We start from the raw sequence: 16,310 nt of genomic DNA on the forward strand, positions 1-16,310 counted from the left end.
TCACTTGTGCGTCCGCTGCGTGGCCTCAGCCGTGCCGATCGGCACCTTTGAGCTGGGCGGAGAGCTCGGCGACGTCGGCGCGGAGCTCTCTGATCTCCCGGTACAGCAGATGGTGGTCGTCGGATGCCACGCTCGGATCGCCGGTGGAGGTCCGGCGTTCACCTGAGGTGTCGTCGTCATACTCATTACCAGTGCTTAGGACGGCCGCCGAAGGCATATCGTGCAGGGTGTTCATGGCGTCCACAATCACAGCGATGATGAGGTTCAAAGCCGTGAAGGCGGCGAGAATGATGAAAGGTATGAAGAATGCCCACGCCCAGGGATGTTCCTCCATGGCGGGCCGGACGATCGTCTCCCAGCTGGACAGGGTGGCAATCTGGAACAGGCTGAACAGCGAGGCGCCGAAGCTGCCGAAGAACTCCGGAAGAGTCTCACGGAAGAACGTGGTGGCCATGACAGACGCCACGTAGAAGATCAGCGCCAGCAGCGCGCCTGTGGACAGGATTCCGGGCACCGCGTGCAGCAGCGCGCTGACCACTTTGCGCAGCTGAGGTAGGGCGGAGATCAGTCGCAGCACGCGCAGGACGCGCAGGGTGCGGAGCACCTCGAACCCTGCACCTGCTGGCACCAGGGCAACCCCCACCACGATGAAGTCGAAGACGTTCCACGGATTGCGGAAGAACTTCCACCCGAAGGCCACGAGCTTGAGGCTGATTTCCAGCACGAAGATCGCCAGGCAGGCGGCGTCGATCCCGATGAGCAGGCCTCCGAAGGCGTCCATCAGCGCTGGAGAGGTCTCCATGCCGAGCACCACAGCGTTGATCAGAATCACGGCGACGACGAACCGCTCCACGGCGGTGGATTCAACCCAGGTGCCCAGCCGCTGTCGCCAGTGGGGGACGTCCGTGGAGGTCACAGGGGTGACAGGGGAAGCAGCTTCTGACATTGCACCAATGGTACTCGGTGGAGATGTGCGCAGATTCTACGAGCCCATGGTGGCTGACCATGCGGAGTGCAGCTTGGAGAAGTAGCCGCCAGCGGCGATGAGCTCATCCGGTGACCCATCCTCCACCACGCGCCCCTCATCAATCACCAGCACCCGGTCGGCGATCGCCACAGTGGAGAGCCGGTGCGCGATGATCAATGCCGTCCGTTCGCCGAGCAGCCGCTCCAGGCCCTGCTGCACCAGCTGCTCGGAGGGAAGATCCAACGACGACGTCGCCTCGTCCAGAATCAGCACGGCAGGGTCGGCAAGAAACGCCCTGGCGAAGGAGACCAGCTGGCGCTGACCCGCGGAGATCCGCCCTCCGCGCTTATTGACGTCTGTGTCATAACCCTCTGGGAGACTCATGATGAACTCGTGGGCGCCGACGGCCTTGGCAGCCTGGATGACCTGCTCATCCGTGGCATCCGGCTGGGAGAGTGCGATGTTCTCACGGATGGATCCGGAGAACAGGAAGGCTTCCTGAGTCACCATGGCCACATGCCGGTGGTGGTCATCCTCAGCGAGTTCGCGCAGCTCGACTCCGTCCAGTGTCAGCGATCCGGAGGTGACGTCGTAAAACCGGGCCAGCAGCTTCACCAGAGTGGACTTCCCAGCGCCGGTGCGTCCCACCACAGCTAGGGTTTGGCCTGCCGGGATGTGCAGGTCCAGCTTCTGCATCACCACTGGGCCGTCGGCGCTGTACTTGAACTCGGCGTCACGGAACTCAATGTCTCCGCGGCACTCCGGCAGCCGCTTCGGTTCCTTCACCTGACGGACATTGGGCGTCTCCTCCAGCAGTCCGGACACCTTCTCCAGGGCGGCGGTGGCGGACTGCAGCGAGTTGTAGAACATGGCGATCATGTCCAGCGGCTGGAAGACGCGCTTGGTGGAGAGCACTATGCCCAGCAGCAGCCCCGGCCCCAGATCGCCCTCCAACACCCGGTAGCCGCCCCAGAGGAGCACGGCCGCCACCGAGAGGTTGCCGATCAGCATCAGGGAAGGTTGCAGCACACCGAAGAGGCCGATGGAGCGCACCATGTCATCGCGGTAGATCTTGGCCAGTTTCCGGTACTGCCGGGACCGGGCGTCTTCGCGACGGAAAGCCTGTACTGCGCGGATGCCGGTCATGGACTCCACGAAGTGAACGATCATGCGGGCTGAGGAGATGCGGGTGCGTCGATAGGCAACCTCGGCGTTCCTCTGATACCAACGACCCAAGAAGTAGATGGGGACTACCGCGCACAGCAGGACCAGCCCGGAGCGGATGTCGCTGATCCAGATGTACACCGTGGTGAAGAGCATGAACATCACGCCCTGAACCAGCTGGTTCACCCCGCCGTCTAGGAGCTCCCGCAGCGCCTCCAAGTCAGAGGTCTGCCGCGAGATCACTTTGCCTGAGGTGTAGTCCTCATGGAAGTCCAGACTCAGTGCCTGCGTCTTCCGGAAGACCTCGTCACGAAGCTTATAGAGCATGGCCTGCGAGGCTTCGGCAGTCATCCGGGTGTACCAGTACAACAGGCTTCCGGCTGTCACCGCGCATATGAGGTAGAGCGCAGCGGGGACCCATAGGCCCGATGTGTCACCGTCAAGTAGACGTGGAAGTCCCCAATCGATGGCAAGACCACCAGCGATGAACGGGGTGGCCGCCTGTGCTGCCTGGGAGATCACCACCGCGATGGCGGTGAGCAGCAGTTTGCCGCGCACTCCGCCCGAGGCTCTCCACAACAGAGCAAGCGAACGGCGGCGAATGAATTTCCGCTCCGCTTTGTCGAAGGAGACATCTTCTTCCGCGGCAGTGCCGCGCAGGTGAGCGAACTCATCCTCCTCGCGCGGGGGAGCCATCTTGGAGAGGTCCAATGCCGCTGTGTCATTCAGCAGGGTGGCGTCATCAAGAGGGACTGGGCGTCCGTTGCGGTCCTGCTCGCTCACCGTTTGGCCTCCTGAAAGTCAGCGGGGGCAGCTGAGGCGGCCGCGTCGTCGCGCTGGTCTGCCGGAATGGCATCCATAAGTTCTTCGCCACTGGGCGGGGTGGGTCTCATAATGCCGGCATAGATGCTGCTGCGGGCCAGCAGCTCGGTGTGGGTGCCTACGTCCACCACCCGCCCCTGATGGAGCAGAGCGACGCGGTCGGCCATGGCCACCGTGGAGGGCCGGTGCGCCACAATCAGCGTGGTGGTGCCTCGGAGAACTTCTCGCAGCCGGTTGGTGACTCGCTCCTCAGTGCGGACATCCAATGCAGACAGCGGATCATCCAGCAGCAGGACCGAGGGCTTCGCGGCGATGGCGCGAGCCAGGGCCAAGCGCTGACGTTGGCCGCCGGAGAGGCTCATGCCCTCTTCGCCGATACGGGTGTCGAGACCCTCTGGAAGATCGTGCACGAACTCTGCATCGGCAGTGTGCAGTGCCTCCGTGAGGGTTTCATCCAACTGCTCCGAACGTGGTGTCCTCTCCCGCTGCGGCTGGGGAGCGTTCACTTCCTCAGATGGTGCGTCATTCCTCTGGTGATCGGTGCCCAGCAAGACATTGGATTTCACCGTGGCGGAGAACAGGGTGGGGTCTTCGAATGCGACGGCGATGCGCGACCGCAGGTCAGGCAGGCTGTACTCGCGGACGTCCACGCCGTCGATGAGCACGCGGCCACCGGTGACATCGTAGAGTCGGGGCACCAGGTTCAGCAGCGTTGAGGTGCCTCCACCGGTGGCGGAGACCAAGGCCATGGTTTCGCCCGGCTCCACCCGCAGAGTGGCGCCCCTGATGAGGTCGTCCCCGGCGTCCGGGTAGCGGAAGTGAACGTTCTCCAGCTCAACGAGACCCTGCTCCGGGGCGGTGCGAGACCGGTCCGGGGAGACAACGTCGGGCTCAACATCCATGACGTCGATGTGCCGGTCAATCGAGGTCTTGGCCATGAACACCATGCCGATGAGCATGCCGATGCCCTCAATGGGCTGCTTCAGGACCACAGCCATGGCGAAGAAACCCGCGAGCGAACCGGGCGTTATGTCTCCCTGGGCGGTCAGGTAGAGGCCGGTGAAGATGCACAGCGCGAGCACTGACTCAGGCAACAGCACCATGAACATCTGGAACTTGGCCAGGGTGCGCATCTTGGACACTTCAAGATCCCGCAGGGTGGCAGCTTCCTCTTTGAAGCTGGAGCGAGCCCAGTCGCCGCGTCCAAAGGCTTTCAGCACACGGATGCCGTGGACGGACTCTTCGACCTTCGTGGCTACCTGGCCGGCTTGGTCCTGCGCTGAGCGTGAGTAGTGAATGAACTTCTTGCGGAAGGCGGGTCCCAGCACGATCACCGGGATCGCAGCACAGAGGAATAGGCCACCAAGAATCGGTGACCAGCTGAACATAACGCCTACCCCCACCAGAACAGTGATGGATGAGGTCACCAGCATCAGGGAGCCGAAGGCGAAGAAACGCCGCAGCATGTTCAGGTCAGCGATCGCGCGGGACTGCAGCTGGCCAGCTTCCCATGCGCCGTGGAACGAGGCCGATTGGTGGATCAGTCGGGTGAAGAGGGAGACGCGCATGTTGGTTTCGGCGTCTGATGCTGGAGGAATGACGAAGAACCGGCGAAGGAAGACGAAGAAGGCCTCAAGCACGCCGAGCCCCAGGACTATGGCGAAGGCGGTCCACACCACCGCAGTGGCTGCATCGGCAGCTGCGATGTCATCCACCAGGCCACCGAGGACTACCGGGACTGAGAGCGCAATGATGCCAGCGCCGATGGCTGCGAGCATGCCAAAGAACCACCGCAGCTTCAGTCCCTCAAGGTAGGGGGTCAGGCGTGCGAGAGCCTGGATGAGAGTGCGGCGCTGCCCCGACTCCACGCGTTGCCGGGCCGCCCGTTCCTGGGCTCCGAGCTGGCGGGCCGCATCGACGCTGCTCTTCTGATCAGATTGTTGCATGCTGCAACTACTTTACTCCTCGATGCGGGGATGACCAAACGTCACTGGTCAGCTGCCTCGTACGGTGAGCAGCGTGGCCTCAGGGGGGCAGAACAGACGGACAGGGGCTTTGGCGGAGGTCCCGAGTCCGGCCGAAACATGGATGTGAGCGTCCCCGCCGTCAGCACGACGCCGGGTGTGGAGCCCCTTGGCATGCCGGACCGGAAGGTCGCAGTTGGTGACCAGGGCTCGGCCGTGGGTCTTGGTGAAGGTCGGTAGACAGACCTGGCCTCCGTGGGTGTGACCGGCGAAGATAAGGTCGGCGCCGGCATCAGCAAAGGTCTCGAGCACCCGGAGTTGGGGCGCGTGTGCCACGCCGATCTTCAGCTGTGCCCCGGTCTTTGGCCAACCGGAGAATGCGTCGAGTTCCAAGTGTGGATCGTCCACGCCAGAGAACTCGAGGTCTAGCCCAGCCACATTGGTCGCTGAGTGGGCATTGGAGAGGTTAGCCCACCCGGCTGATTCGAACGCTCCAAACATGTCCTCCGTCGGCAGAGTCCTGGCGGCAGGGTGGAGGGTGGAAGGGCCCCTGAAGTACTTTAGGGGGTTCTTCCACCGCGGAGCATAGTAGTCATTGGACCCTGGGACGAAGCATCCCGGCAGGTCCATCAGGGGTTCGAGTGCGCTGAGCACTTCCGGGACCGCCCGGTGGTCGGAGAGGTTGTCTCCGGTGTTCACCACTACATCGGGTTCCAAGGTGGCCAATTTCTGCAGCCAGTCGTACTTCTGCCGCTGCCCCGGCACATAGTGGAGGTCAGAGATGTGCAGGATTCGCAGCTGACCCTCCAGCTTCGGAACCGTCACCTCGGCACGCTGCAGGGTGAAGCGGTTCAGCTCAACCCGATTGGCATACGCCAATATGCCCAGGCCTGCGGCTCCGAGGACCCCAGCCGAAGCGGTCAGTCCAGGCAGCAACGGTCGTCGCCTTCACAATCCCTGCCCGGCGGGCACGCACTAGTCATCGTCGTCATCATCATCATCATCGTCGTCGTCGGAGCTGCTGCCGCTTCCGGGGCCCAGTTCGGACATGGCGTAGCGTTCACCGTAGCCGGAGCGACGGTCATCGAACGGTGAATCATCGGCCTCAGGGAAGTCTCCGGTTGCTCGGGTAGGAGCAGCGTCCCGCATGAAGTCGTACCAGAGGGGGAAGGCCACAGAGCCGGCGTACGAATCGTCGGGCACGTTCCCTTCATCCCACATCCGGTTGTTGTCGTTCATACGCGTGACATACGCGCTGGTGGCCACTCCTTCGGTGTACCCCTGGAAGGACATGCCTGACACGTTGTGGTTGGTACCCGTCTTGCCAGCCATGGGGAAGGGCGCATCGCCGTCGCGTTCTCCGACGTAGAGGTTCTGCTCAGCGATGTTGATCATGGTGTCGTTCACCTGCGCCACAACATCCGGCTCCACAACCTCCTCACAGTCCGCATTCGGAAGGTCATACTCGTTTCCATGAGCGTCCGTAACCTCGAGGATTGAGCGTGGAGTGCACACGGTGCCATCGTTGGCGAAGGCAGCATAGGCGCGGTTCATGACCAACGGTGTGATGGATGCCGATCCCAACACAAAGGATGGTGTGTCGGGGCGGAGTGGTCCTAGTTCGATTCCCTCACTGGTTCCCACAATGCCGAGCCGGTCTGTCAGGTCCGTGATGGCGCACAGGTCCATATCATTTGCGGTGGCCATTGTGGCGGTGTTGATGGAGTGGAAAAGTCCCCAGTCCACCGTCATCTCACGCTCGGTGTCGTCCAACACGTTGGAAATCCTGTAGGCGTCTGGCTCGCCTTCTCCCTGCAGCAGAGTGACGGAGCCTCTGGGCATGCAGCTTGCCTCCCACCGTTCCCCGTATCGGTACTCGGTTCGGTCCGCGTCGACGTTGTCGTCCATTGAGTTGCCCTCTTCAACCCAAGCTGCTGACACGAAAGGCTTCAGGATGGACCCTCCCTGGAACCCCAAGCCGCCGTTGTGTGAATTACCCACATTGAGGTTCAGCGAGGTGGAATTCCAGTCCTCAAGCTCGTCGTTCGGGTCGTAGGTCGTGGACTGTGCCATCGCTAATATGTCGCCCGTCTCGGGGTCCATTGAGTTGAGCAGCGCAGCCGCTTGACTACCACGTGGCTGGTGATCCCAGACGGTGTCTTCAGCTTGGCGCTGCATGTCCGCATCCAGAGTGGTCACTATTCTCAACCCTCCGCGTGCGAGCAGCTCAGCGCGATCACCAGGGTCTTCGCCGAAGGCGTCGTTCTGCAGAAAATCCTCAGTGACGTAGTCACAGAAGTACTCTGCGAAATCGGCAGCAATGCAGCCCACCTCGTTGGACTGGATGTCCAGGCTCTCACCCAGATCCACTGCCACTGCTTCCTCGTACTCTTCCTCGGTGATGAAGTCGTGGATCATCATGTTGCGCAACACGGTGTTGCGCCGAGTCTCCGCGCGCGCCACATTGTCCTCAAGGTCCGGACGGTAGTAGTTCGGCGCCTGAACGATTCCGGCCAGGGTGGCGGCCTGCTGATGATCGAGCTCCGAAGCAGTAGTGTCCCAGTAGTACTGCGCGGCGGCCTCAACACCGTAGTTCCGACCGCCGAGCATCACGATGTTCAGGTAGCCCTCAAGGATCTCGTCCTTGGTCATCTCCTGCTCCACCTGCACTGCCAGCTTCATTTCCCGCAGCTTATCGGCGTAGGTCTTCTCTTGGATGCCGGCGGCCAAGAAGTTCCCCTCACCGGAAACCACTGCCGCATTGTTCAATACATTGTTGACGTACTGCATGGTCAGCGTGGAGGCGCCCTGCTGAGTGGAGGCCGTCACATTGTGGACCGCGGCACGGGCCACACCCTGGGCGTCGACGCCGCCGTGCTCATAGAACCGCTCATCCTCAATGGCGATGAGCGCGTCCCGCATCTCCTGGGAGACATCCTCGAGGTCCACCGGTACGCGGTTTTCCTCATAGAAGGTGGCGATGCGGGTCTCGCCATCACTGGCGTACATATGCGACGGAGTCGACAAAGGCTCCTCCTGCAGCTCTGCAGGTACCTCGTGGAGAATGTCGCCTCCCGCTGAGGCGGCAGCCCCACCGGTAGCCGCTAGGGGGAAGACAAGCCCAGCTGCGAGCAAGCCGCAGAGCGCGCTCACGCCCAGGAAAGACATGATTTTGCCCACGGTGGTAGCCGTGTCAAAAAGGGGGGATTTGCGGGACGCCATGATCTATATGATATCGAGGCCGTCAAACTGTGCTGAGCAGAGGCTCAATCCCAACCTGAACGCACGGTGACAGGTGCTGAAGTGGCGAGCTCCCATGGCGTCCCCCTGCCGATTCGGCGCATCCCATCAGCACACCCGGCGCCCCTCCGTTAGCATGAGTCGGTGACTTCACACGATGTTCGAGCGGCTCAGACTGCAGGTTTCCTCCCCATCATCCTTGGGACAAATATCCACGGATACACCCACGCCAGGAGTTTCCACGAAATCTACGGCGTGAAGCCGCTAATGATCGGAAAGATCAAACTGGGGTTCACCTGGGACAGCAGCATTCTTGACGTAGAACTGCATGAGGACATCACAGACGACGCCGCCTTCCTCAGTATCCTCACCGAGAGGGCTCGTCAGCTCAGCGCCGAATACCAGGTGCCGCTGCTGCTGGTGCCCAGCACAGACATCTACGTAGAGCTGGTGACTCGGCACCAGCAAGTGTTGTCGGACCACTACCGGATGAACACCCCCGCTGAGCCGGTACGGCAGAAGTTCATGGACAAGGAGCGCTTCTACGAACTGGCGGCCGAACACGGTGTGGACATCCCCGATACCCAGGTCCACCAAGTGGGCGAACCTTTCGAGCTCGAAGTCGATCGATTCCCGGTCATCATCAAGCCCGCCAACCCCAACCAATGGTGGATGAACCAGCACAAGATAGCTGGCCACAAGAAGGTCTACCGACTCAACACCGCCGCCGAGGTGGCCGATGTGGTCTCAGCAGTGGAGGCCTCCGACTACCGCGGTGCGCTCATCATCCAGGAATTCATCCCCGGCGACGACACCAACATCTGGGACTCCGTGCTGTACGTCAACACCGAAGGAGTCTGCGAGCTGGTGACCTTGGGGCGGGTCGCTCTGCAGGAGCATGAGTCGCACCTAGTAGGTTCCTACACCGCCATTGTCTCTCGCTACAACGAGCAGCTCATGCGGATCTACAAGGATTTCCTCGAGGCCGTGGGGTACACAGGCGTTGCCAATGTGGACATCAAGTTCGACCCGCGTGACGGGAAGTACAAAGTGATGGAGATCAACGCTCGCCCCGGCCGGTCCAGCTACTACACGGCACTCCTGGGTCACCCCGTGATGCAGTACCTGGTGGATGATCTGATCTACGGCCGGCGCAAGGAACTGACATTGGCACAGGGTGATGCTCTCTTCCATGTGGCGCCGCGTTACATCCTGCGCAAGTACGTGACGAACCCGGAAGTCCGCAGTGAGGTGAAAAGGCTCATCAAGCAGGGCAAGGCAACAAATCCCCTGTGGTACCGGGCAGACCGTTCGCCCAAGCGGGTTGCCTACCTCGCTGGGCGGCACTTCCGCCAAGGCAAGAAATACTCTGCCTCCACGTGGAGGGACGGTCTGAGTTAGGCTGAGGCTATGGCTGAACAGACACAGTGGGAGTACGCCACCATTCCGCTCATCATTCACAACACCAAAGGCATCCTTGATCAGTGGGGAGACGACGGCTGGGAGCTGGTGACGGTGTTGCCTGGACCGGATGGGAATGCTCCGGTGGCATACCTGAAGCGACCCAAGCAGTAGATCAGGAGACGGTTATGTCCACGGTAGAAGAACGTCTTGCCGAGCTGGGACTCACCGTCCCTGAGGTCGTCCCGCCGGTGGCTTCCTATCAGCCTGCGGTCCTCGTAGACAAAGTGGTCTACGTCTCCGGGCAGCTGCCGCTGGTCGGAGGCGAGCTGCCCGCTGAAGGCCGGGTGGGTGCCGAAGTCACCCACGAGCAGGCCTACGAGATGGCCAAGCAGTGCGGCCTGAATCTCATCGCGGCGCTGAAGACGGTCGTTGACCTGGACAGCATCACCCGCATCGCCAAAGTTGGGGGTTTCGTGGCGTCTGCGCCGGACTTCAAAGGACAGCCGCAGGTTATCAACGGAGCCTCCGAGGTTCTCGGGCAGGCATTCGGCGACGCAGGGATTCACGCCCGCAGCGCCGTCGGAGTGTTGGTTCTGCCGCTGAACACCCCTGTCGAAGTGGACCTGATCGCGCACATTGGCTGAACATGATTTCCTCCCGGTGATCATCGGGACTGACCTCAACGCATATCACATGGCTGCCTCCTTCCATGAGGCCTATGGTGTGAAGCCGCACGTGATCGGAAAAGTGCAACTAGGATTCACCCACTATTCGACCATCATCGCTAGCACCACGTTCGTTGAGGATCTCGACAAACCGGAAGTGTTCGTCCCGGCTCTGCGTGACTACGCCGAGGCCCTGCACACACGGCAGCACGCAGGGGGCACGGCCCCGACGCCGCAGCCTCCACTTCTGCTGGTGGGCACCAGCGATCACTATGTACGGCTGATCATTGAGAATGCCGCGCAGTTGGAAGACCTCTACCGCTTCAACTATCCCACCGAAGAGCTGCTCAACGCACTGCACGTCAAGGACGCCTTCTACCCTTTGGCCCAGAAGCATGGTTTGGACATTCCTGAGACCCAGATCCACCATGTGGGCGAGCCAGTTGGCGAGCTTGAGCAGGCCATCACTCGATACCCGGTGATTCTCAAACCCGGCAACAGCGTGGAGTACTACCGCAACAAGTTTCCTGATCAGGAAAAGGTCTACCGACTGAACTCTGCAGAAGAGGTGGCCGAGGTCGTCGCCCGAATCAGTGACTCCGGCTACCGGGGCACCTTGATTATTCAAGACTTCATTCCCGGTGATGACACCTTCATCTGGGATTCGGTCCTCTATCTGAATACTGCGGGTCGGGCTGAGTTTGTGAATTTTGGGCAGGTGCTGCTTCAGGAGCATGAAGCTTCAGCGATCGGCAACTACACCGCGATCATCTCTCGGTTCAACCGGGAGGTCATGACGCAGCTGAAGGACTTCCTGGAGGCCATCGAGTATACCGGGATCGCCAATTTCGACATCAAGTACGACCCCCGGGACCAGGTGTTCAAAGTGTTGGAGGTCAACGTGCGCCAGGGCCGCTCCAGTTGGTACGCCACCGCGCAGGGGCACAATTTGGCCGGGTACCTTGTGGAGGACCTTATCCATGGCAGGCGTCGGGAGCCCGGGGAGTGCGCCTACGTGGATCACGACGTGCTGTTCACCGTGGTTCCGCAGTACATTCTGCGCAAGTACGTGACCGCTCCTGGGGTGCGCGACGACGTCGCCCGCATGATGCGTCAGAGGAAGGTCAGGAACCCGCTCTACTACAAGGGGGATACCTCCCTGCTGCGGCGCGCGTGGCTGGCCGTCAGGGCAGTGCGATACCGCAAGAAGTACGCCAATGCCACCTGGGCAAACGCGATATAGCTCAACGGTCACTCAGCAGAAGCGCTGAGTTGATGCGCGCGGAAAGGCTGGACGCGGCCCCAGTGGGGCAGCGGATGTCTAGCGGGAGCGCTGGCGGATTCGCTGGATGTCGAGGATAACCACCGCTCGAGCCTCCAACCGCATCCAGCCTCGCTGAACGAACTCGGCGAGCGCCTTGTTCACTGTCTCGCGAGAGGCTCCTACCAGCTGAGCGAGCTCTTCCTGAGTGAGCTCGTGAGCCACCAGGATGCCGTCTGGGGCCGGACGCCCGAAGCGGTCGGCCAGGTCCAACAGAGCTTTGGCCACCCGGCCTGGTACGTCGGAAAACACCAGGTCCGCCAATGATTCATTGGTGCGGGTCAGCCGTTGCGCCAGCGCCTGCAGAAGCTGAACTGAAATTTCCGGGTTATCCGTGATCAGATCGCGGAGGTCCTGGTGTTTGAGACCAGCCAACCGCGTCTCAGAGACAGCCGTCGCCGTGGCGGTTCGTGGAGCCGGATTGAAGAGTGCCATCTCACCGAAGATTTCTCCAGGGCCGAGGACTGCCAAGAGATTCTCACGGCCGTCGCTGGTGGAGCGGCCCAGCTTGATCTTGCCGGAGACGATGAAGTAGAGCTGATCGCCTTGATCTCCCTCGTGGAACACGGAGGCTCCGCGGGAGAGCTCCACTTCCGCGAGCTTGTTGCTGAGTGCTACGAAGACGTCATCGTCTAGCGTGGCGAACAGTGGCGCGCGGCGCAGCACTTCGAGATCCATAACCGTTCCGTTCATGAGGTATGAGGTTGATCAATAGGTTTGGCATAGAAGTTACCAGGTTGGAGTCCTGTCAGGCTAACCTAAGGGATCGTGACTTTACTGGACATCATCCTGGTGTTTGTCGTGCTTCTCTTTGTGCTCGCTGGGTTCGCTCGCGGAGTCTGGGCCACTGTGGGGGGCGCCGCAGGCTTCCTCGTAGGCGCAACCGCCGCATTTTTCGCGATCCCTCTGGTGGCTTCCTGGGTGCCGGACTCTCCGTGGCAAGTGGTGGCGGTGATCGGCTGCGTACTGGTGCTGGTTGTTGCCGGCCATGCCCTAGGTTCAGCTGCGGGCGCAGAGGTTCAGCGCATGTTCCGTTCGCCCGCCATCCGGACCGTCTCCGCATTGGTGGGAGCAGTGGTCAACCTTGCGGTGGCATTCCTCGTCATTGCGGCGCTCAGCTTCTCTGTGCAGGCTATGGGATTCCCCCAGGTGAATCAGCAGATGAAACAGTCCACAGTGCTGCAGGGCATCAACGCGGCCATGCCTGATCAGGTCGAGTCGGTCTTCGCCGACCTCCGCTCCACGGTGATGGCCTCGGACATCCCAGAGATTGCTCAGCTGCTGGTCCCGGAAGCTGAGGAGGCCCCGGTGACCGGTGAGCTGACTGAGGCTGCCTCCGCCACCGTTCAGTCGGTGGCCCGGATCACCGGCGTGGCTCAGCAGTGCGGTCAGTCCCAATTCGGCTCAGGGGTTGCCGTCTCGCCCAACCGTGTGATGACGAATGCGCACGTGGTGGCGGGAGTCAGCGAACCCTCCGTAGAGATGCCCGATGGGCAGGTCGCCACTGCGCGGGTAGTGCACTTCGACCCTGGCAAGGACCTGGCGCTGCTTGCGGTAGATACGCTGAATGCTCAGCCTGCTGAGGTGGGGGACGCTATGGATCCGAATGCAGAAGGATTCGTGATGGGCTATCCCTCCGGTGGGCCGTTCGCGGCAGGGCCTGCGGTGGTGCAGGCCCGGGACGTCTCCCAGGTGAACAACATCTACGGGGCGTCAGCCGCTGACTTGGAGATTTACCAGCTCAATGCGGACGTGCGGAGAGGAAACTCCGGCGGTCCGCTGGTCGACCAGGACGGAAACGTAGCCGGTATCGTTTTCGCTCGCGCTTTGGAAGGCAACGCAGTGGGCTTCGCGGTGACGGCTGAAGCTGCCGGAGAGCCCCTCACAGATCCCGATATGTTCACCGAGACCGTGTCCACCGGCCAATGCCTCGACCGGTCTTAGGCGAAGTACTCGGCTTCCAGGTCTCCCCGGTGCACCGGCAGCGGAAATACCCTGCGTTTTCGTCATCACCCTGCGCTATGACGCCGGGTGAGGCCTAGAACCTGAAGGGCTCCGAGCAGCACGCGCCAGGAGGCGCCACGAGGTACCAGTTGGCGGCAGAGTCTAGTCGCGAAGCAGGGCGGTCAGGTGCTCCACCGCGAACCGGTACCCCTGAATGCCTGCGCCGGCGATCACGGCCGAGGCGTGCGGTGAGACGTAGGAGTGGCTGCGGAACGGTTCGCGGGCGTGCACGTTGGACAGGTGCACCTCCACTAGGGGCAGCCCCACAGCCGCCAATGCATCGGCGATCGCCACCGAGGTGTGCGTGTATGCCGCCGGATTGATGACAATCCCCTCGGCGGTCCCCTGGGCGGCCTGGATGGCGTCCACCAGCGCACCTTCGTGGTTGGACTGCACAATGTCCACGGCAAAGTCTGCCGCATCGGCAGCCGCGCGGCACACCTCGTTGGCGTCTTCCAATGTGGCTGGCCCGTAAATGGCCGGCTCGCGGGTCCCCAGCAGGTTCAGGTTCGGCCCGTGCACGATCAGTAGTCGCCCAGTCATGATTCGCTCACTTTCCAAGTCTTCAGCAGCTTCACCGGGAACCCGGTACGCCTTTCGCTCAGACTACTCGACACGCAGTGGGGCGCCCGAAGGACTCGTCCTCCGTGCGCCCCACTGCGTGTGACCGGATCTCAGCTCGCGTGCTTGGCCCGCATATCTTCTGCGATCTTCTCCATGACGGACGGATCGGCCAGGGTTGATGCGTCACCGACTTCATCGCCGTTGGCGACGTTCTTCAGCAGGCGGCGCATGATCTTGCCCGAGCGGGTCTTCGGCAGCTCTGGCACTACCAACACATTGCGTGGCTTGGCGATGGGACCGATTTCCTGACCCACGTGCTGGCGCAGCTGCTGCTCCAAAGCCTCGATGTCATTGGTGGAGTCAGAGGCTGAGCCGGTGAGCATCACGAAGGCGACCACAGCCTCGCCGGTGGTGGCATCCTTCGCCCCGACCACGGCTGCCTCAGCTACGGTCTCGTGCGCCACCAGGGCGGACTCGATCTCAGTGGTTGACATGCGGTGGCCGGAGACGTTCATCACGTCGTCGACTCGTCCCATGAGCCAGATGTCACCGTCGTCATCGTACCGGGCGCCGTCTCCGGCGAAGTACAGGTCGCCGAACCGTGACCAGTAGGTCTCTTTGTAGCGCTCGGGGTCCTTGTAGATGCCGCGCAGCATAGCCGGCCACGGCTCGTTGAGGACCAGGAGCCCGGCCTCACCCTTGCCGAGGGGCTTGCCCTCTTCGTTGACGATGCCCACTTCCACACCAGGTACCGGGGTCTGGGCCGAACCCGGTTTGGTGTGTGTGACTCCGGGCAGTGGAGCGATCATATGGGCCCCGGTCTCGGTCTGCCACCAGGTGTCTACGATCGGTGCTGGGTGCTCCTTGGGAGGTTTGCCAGGCCCGTTGTTGGAGCCGATCACCTCACGGAACCACATCCATGCCTCTGGGTTGATTGCCTCACCCACGGTGCCGAGGACACGCAGTGAGCTGAGGTCGAACTCGTCGGGGATCTCCCGGCCCCACTTCATGCAGGTGCGGATCATGGTCGGTGCTGTGTAGAACTGGGTGACACGGTACTTCTGCACGATCTCCCAGAGCCGCCCTTTGTGGGGGGTGTCGGGGGTACCTTCGTAGATCACCTGGGTGGCGCCGTTGGCCATCGGTCCGTAGACGATGTAGCTGTGCCCGGTGACCCAGCCGACGTCTGCAGAGCACCAATAGACGTCCTGTTCGGGTTTCAGGTCGAAGCTGTCCCGGTGAGTGACTGCGTTCTGAGTCAGGTAGCCGCCGGTGGTGTGCAGAATGCCCTTCGGCTTACCCGTGGTGCCTGAGGTGTAGAGAATGAACAGCGGATGCTCAGAGTCGTGAGGAACATAGGCGTGTTCGGCGGACTGCTTAGGCACCAGGTCGTGCCACCAGATGTCGCGTCCGGACTCAAAGTCCACATTCTCGCCGTTGCGCTGAACGACGACCACGTTCTCCACCGTGTGCCCTGGTCTGGCCAGCGCGGAGTCCACATTGGGCTTCAGCGGGGATGGCTTGCCGCGGCGGTATGAACCGTCGGCGGTCACCACCAGCTTGGCTTCGGCGTCGTCTACGCGGGAGCGCAGGGCATCGGCGCTGAACCCGCCGAAGACCACAGAGTGGATGGCTCCGATGCGGGCGCAGGCGAGGATGGTGACGATGGTCTCGGGGATCATCGGCATGTAGATCGCTACTCGGTCGCCCTTGGCCACCCCGAGGGACTCGAAGGCGTTCGCGGCACGGGCCACCTCGTCCTTCAGCTCTGCGTAGGTGATTTCCCGGGTGTCGCCGGGCTCTCCCTCAAAGTAAAGTGCCACGCGGCTGCCGTTTCCGGCGTCAACGTGCCGATCCACACAGTTGTAGGCCGCGTTGAGCTTGCCGCCGACGAACCATTTGGCAAATGGGGCTTCCGACCAGTCAAGGGTCTCGGTGAAGTCGGTGTCCCAACTCAGCGTGCTACGAGCCTGGTCAGCCCAGTACCCAAGCCGGTCGGATTTGGCAGCCTCGTACTTCTCAACCGTGGCTACGGCGTCTCGGGCGAACGCATCGCTGGGTGGGAAAGTCTGAACGCTCTCATCATCATGCGTGGTGGTCATGAACGTACCTCCTTGAGCTTCACGGCTGTGTCTAGGCTCACAATAGCGCGGGGGCGCCTCTTGGGGCGAGAGTGATATGGCGGAGTGTCCGGC

13 protein-coding genes are annotated in these 16,310 nt (G+C 61.9%); 5 read left to right on the forward strand and 8 right to left on the reverse strand.

Annotation, left to right across the window (positions count from 1 at the left end; genetic code table 11):
- Positions 1-25: 25 nt before the first annotated feature.
- From D3250_RS01600 to D3250_RS01620, 5 genes are all read right to left on the reverse strand, one after another.
- Entirely contained in the window at positions 26-946 is a 921-nt protein-coding gene (locus D3250_RS01600) for an ion transporter (protein ID WP_119901610.1), read from the reverse strand.
- Positions 947-982: 36 nt separating this feature from the next.
- Positions 983-2,827, reverse strand: a complete 1,845-nt coding sequence (locus tag D3250_RS01605) for an ABC transporter ATP-binding protein (protein WP_119902233.1) — start codon at positions 2,825-2,827, stop codon at positions 983-985.
- 83 nt (positions 2,828-2,910) lie between these two features.
- Positions 2,911-4,899: an ABC transporter ATP-binding protein gene (locus tag D3250_RS01610; protein WP_119901611.1), complete on the reverse strand. Its 1,989-nt coding sequence runs from the start codon at positions 4,897-4,899 to the stop codon at positions 2,911-2,913.
- A gap of 48 nt (positions 4,900-4,947) precedes the next feature.
- Complete coding sequence (locus tag D3250_RS01615; RefSeq protein ID WP_119901612.1) at positions 4,948-5,853, reverse strand: metallophosphoesterase; 906 nt, start codon at positions 5,851-5,853, stop codon at positions 4,948-4,950.
- 39 nt (positions 5,854-5,892) lie between these two features.
- On the reverse strand, positions 5,893-8,139 hold the full coding sequence (locus tag D3250_RS01620; protein WP_119901613.1) for a transglycosylase domain-containing protein: 2,247 nt from the start codon (positions 8,137-8,139) through the stop codon (positions 5,893-5,895).
- Positions 8,140-8,301: 162 nt separating this feature from the next.
- Between D3250_RS01620 and D3250_RS01625 the strand changes: the two genes are divergently transcribed.
- From D3250_RS01625 to D3250_RS01635, 4 genes are read left to right on the forward strand one after another with little or no spacing between them, the layout of a single operon-like run.
- A complete protein-coding gene (locus tag D3250_RS01625) occupies positions 8,302-9,558 on the forward strand; it encodes a carboxylate--amine ligase (RefSeq protein ID WP_147383454.1) in 1,257 nt (418 codons plus the stop codon).
- A 9-nt stretch (positions 9,559-9,567) separates the two neighbouring features.
- A complete protein-coding gene (sp36, locus tag D3250_RS11845; RefSeq protein WP_192892543.1) occupies positions 9,568-9,732 on the forward strand; it encodes a Sp36 family protein in 165 nt (54 codons plus the stop codon).
- A gap of 14 nt (positions 9,733-9,746) precedes the next feature.
- A complete protein-coding gene (locus D3250_RS01630) occupies positions 9,747-10,205 on the forward strand; it encodes a RidA family protein (RefSeq protein WP_119901615.1) in 459 nt (152 codons plus the stop codon).
- Complete coding sequence (locus D3250_RS01635) at positions 10,198-11,469, forward strand: carboxylate--amine ligase (RefSeq protein ID WP_225973079.1); 1,272 nt, start codon at positions 10,198-10,200, stop codon at positions 11,467-11,469. Before D3250_RS01630 ends, D3250_RS01635 begins: the two co-directional genes overlap by 8 nt.
- A 78-nt stretch (positions 11,470-11,547) precedes the next feature.
- Here the strand turns inward: D3250_RS01635 and D3250_RS01640 are convergent, their stop codons facing one another.
- Positions 11,548-12,225, reverse strand: coding sequence for a Crp/Fnr family transcriptional regulator (locus D3250_RS01640; protein ID WP_119901616.1), 678 nt, complete (start codon positions 12,223-12,225; stop codon positions 11,548-11,550).
- Positions 12,226-12,315: 90 nt separating this feature from the next.
- On the opposite strand from D3250_RS01640, the gene D3250_RS01645 reads away from it, so the two are divergent.
- Positions 12,316-13,491, forward strand: a complete 1,176-nt coding sequence (locus D3250_RS01645) for a MarP family serine protease (RefSeq protein WP_119901617.1) — start codon at positions 12,316-12,318, stop codon at positions 13,489-13,491.
- A 162-nt stretch (positions 13,492-13,653) separates the two neighbouring features.
- Here the strand turns inward: D3250_RS01645 and aroQ are convergent, their stop codons facing one another.
- Both aroQ and acs read right to left on the reverse strand, forming a co-directional pair.
- Positions 13,654-14,094 carry a type II 3-dehydroquinate dehydratase gene (aroQ, locus tag D3250_RS01650; RefSeq protein WP_119901618.1) on the reverse strand — a complete coding sequence of 147 codons (441 nt, stop codon included), beginning with the start codon at positions 14,092-14,094 and terminating at the stop codon, positions 13,654-13,656.
- Positions 14,095-14,225: 131 nt separating this feature from the next.
- Positions 14,226-16,217 (reverse strand): acetate--CoA ligase, encoded by a 1,992-nt coding sequence (gene acs, locus D3250_RS01655; protein WP_119901619.1) that lies wholly within the window; start codon positions 16,215-16,217, stop codon positions 14,226-14,228.
- Between the last annotated feature and the right edge of the window lie 93 nt (positions 16,218-16,310).

Origin of the sequence: Nesterenkonia natronophila, assembly GCF_003595215.1 — a bacterium.
Classification (GTDB): Bacteria; Actinomycetota; Actinomycetes; order Actinomycetales; family Micrococcaceae; genus Nesterenkonia; species Nesterenkonia natronophila.

Excerpts from the sequence above, each read along its gene's own strand:
- D3250_RS01600 (WP_119901610.1), bottom strand. The coding sequence starts at position 946 with ATGTCAGAAGCTGCTTCCCCTGTCACCCCTGTGACCTCCACGGACGTC.
- D3250_RS01610 (WP_119901611.1), bottom strand. The coding sequence starts at position 4,899 with ATGCAACAATCTGATCAGAAGAGCAGCGTCGATGCGGCCCGCCAGCTC.
- D3250_RS01620 (WP_119901613.1), bottom strand. The coding sequence starts at position 8,139 with ATGGCGTCCCGCAAATCCCCCCTTTTTGACACGGCTACCACCGTGGGC.
- aroQ (WP_119901618.1), bottom strand. The coding sequence starts at position 14,094 with ATGACTGGGCGACTACTGATCGTGCACGGGCCGAACCTGAACCTGCTG.
- acs (WP_119901619.1), bottom strand. The coding sequence starts at position 16,217 with ATGACCACCACGCATGATGATGAGAGCGTTCAGACTTTCCCACCCAGC.
- D3250_RS01605 (WP_119902233.1), bottom strand. The coding sequence starts at position 2,827 with ATGGCTCCCCCGCGCGAGGAGGATGAGTTCGCTCACCTGCGCGGCACT.
- sp36 (WP_192892543.1), top strand. The coding sequence starts at position 9,568 with ATGGCTGAACAGACACAGTGGGAGTACGCCACCATTCCGCTCATCATT.
- D3250_RS01640 (WP_119901616.1), bottom strand. The coding sequence starts at position 12,225 with ATGGATCTCGAAGTGCTGCGCCGCGCGCCACTGTTCGCCACGCTAGAC.
- D3250_RS01630 (WP_119901615.1), top strand. The coding sequence starts at position 9,747 with ATGTCCACGGTAGAAGAACGTCTTGCCGAGCTGGGACTCACCGTCCCT.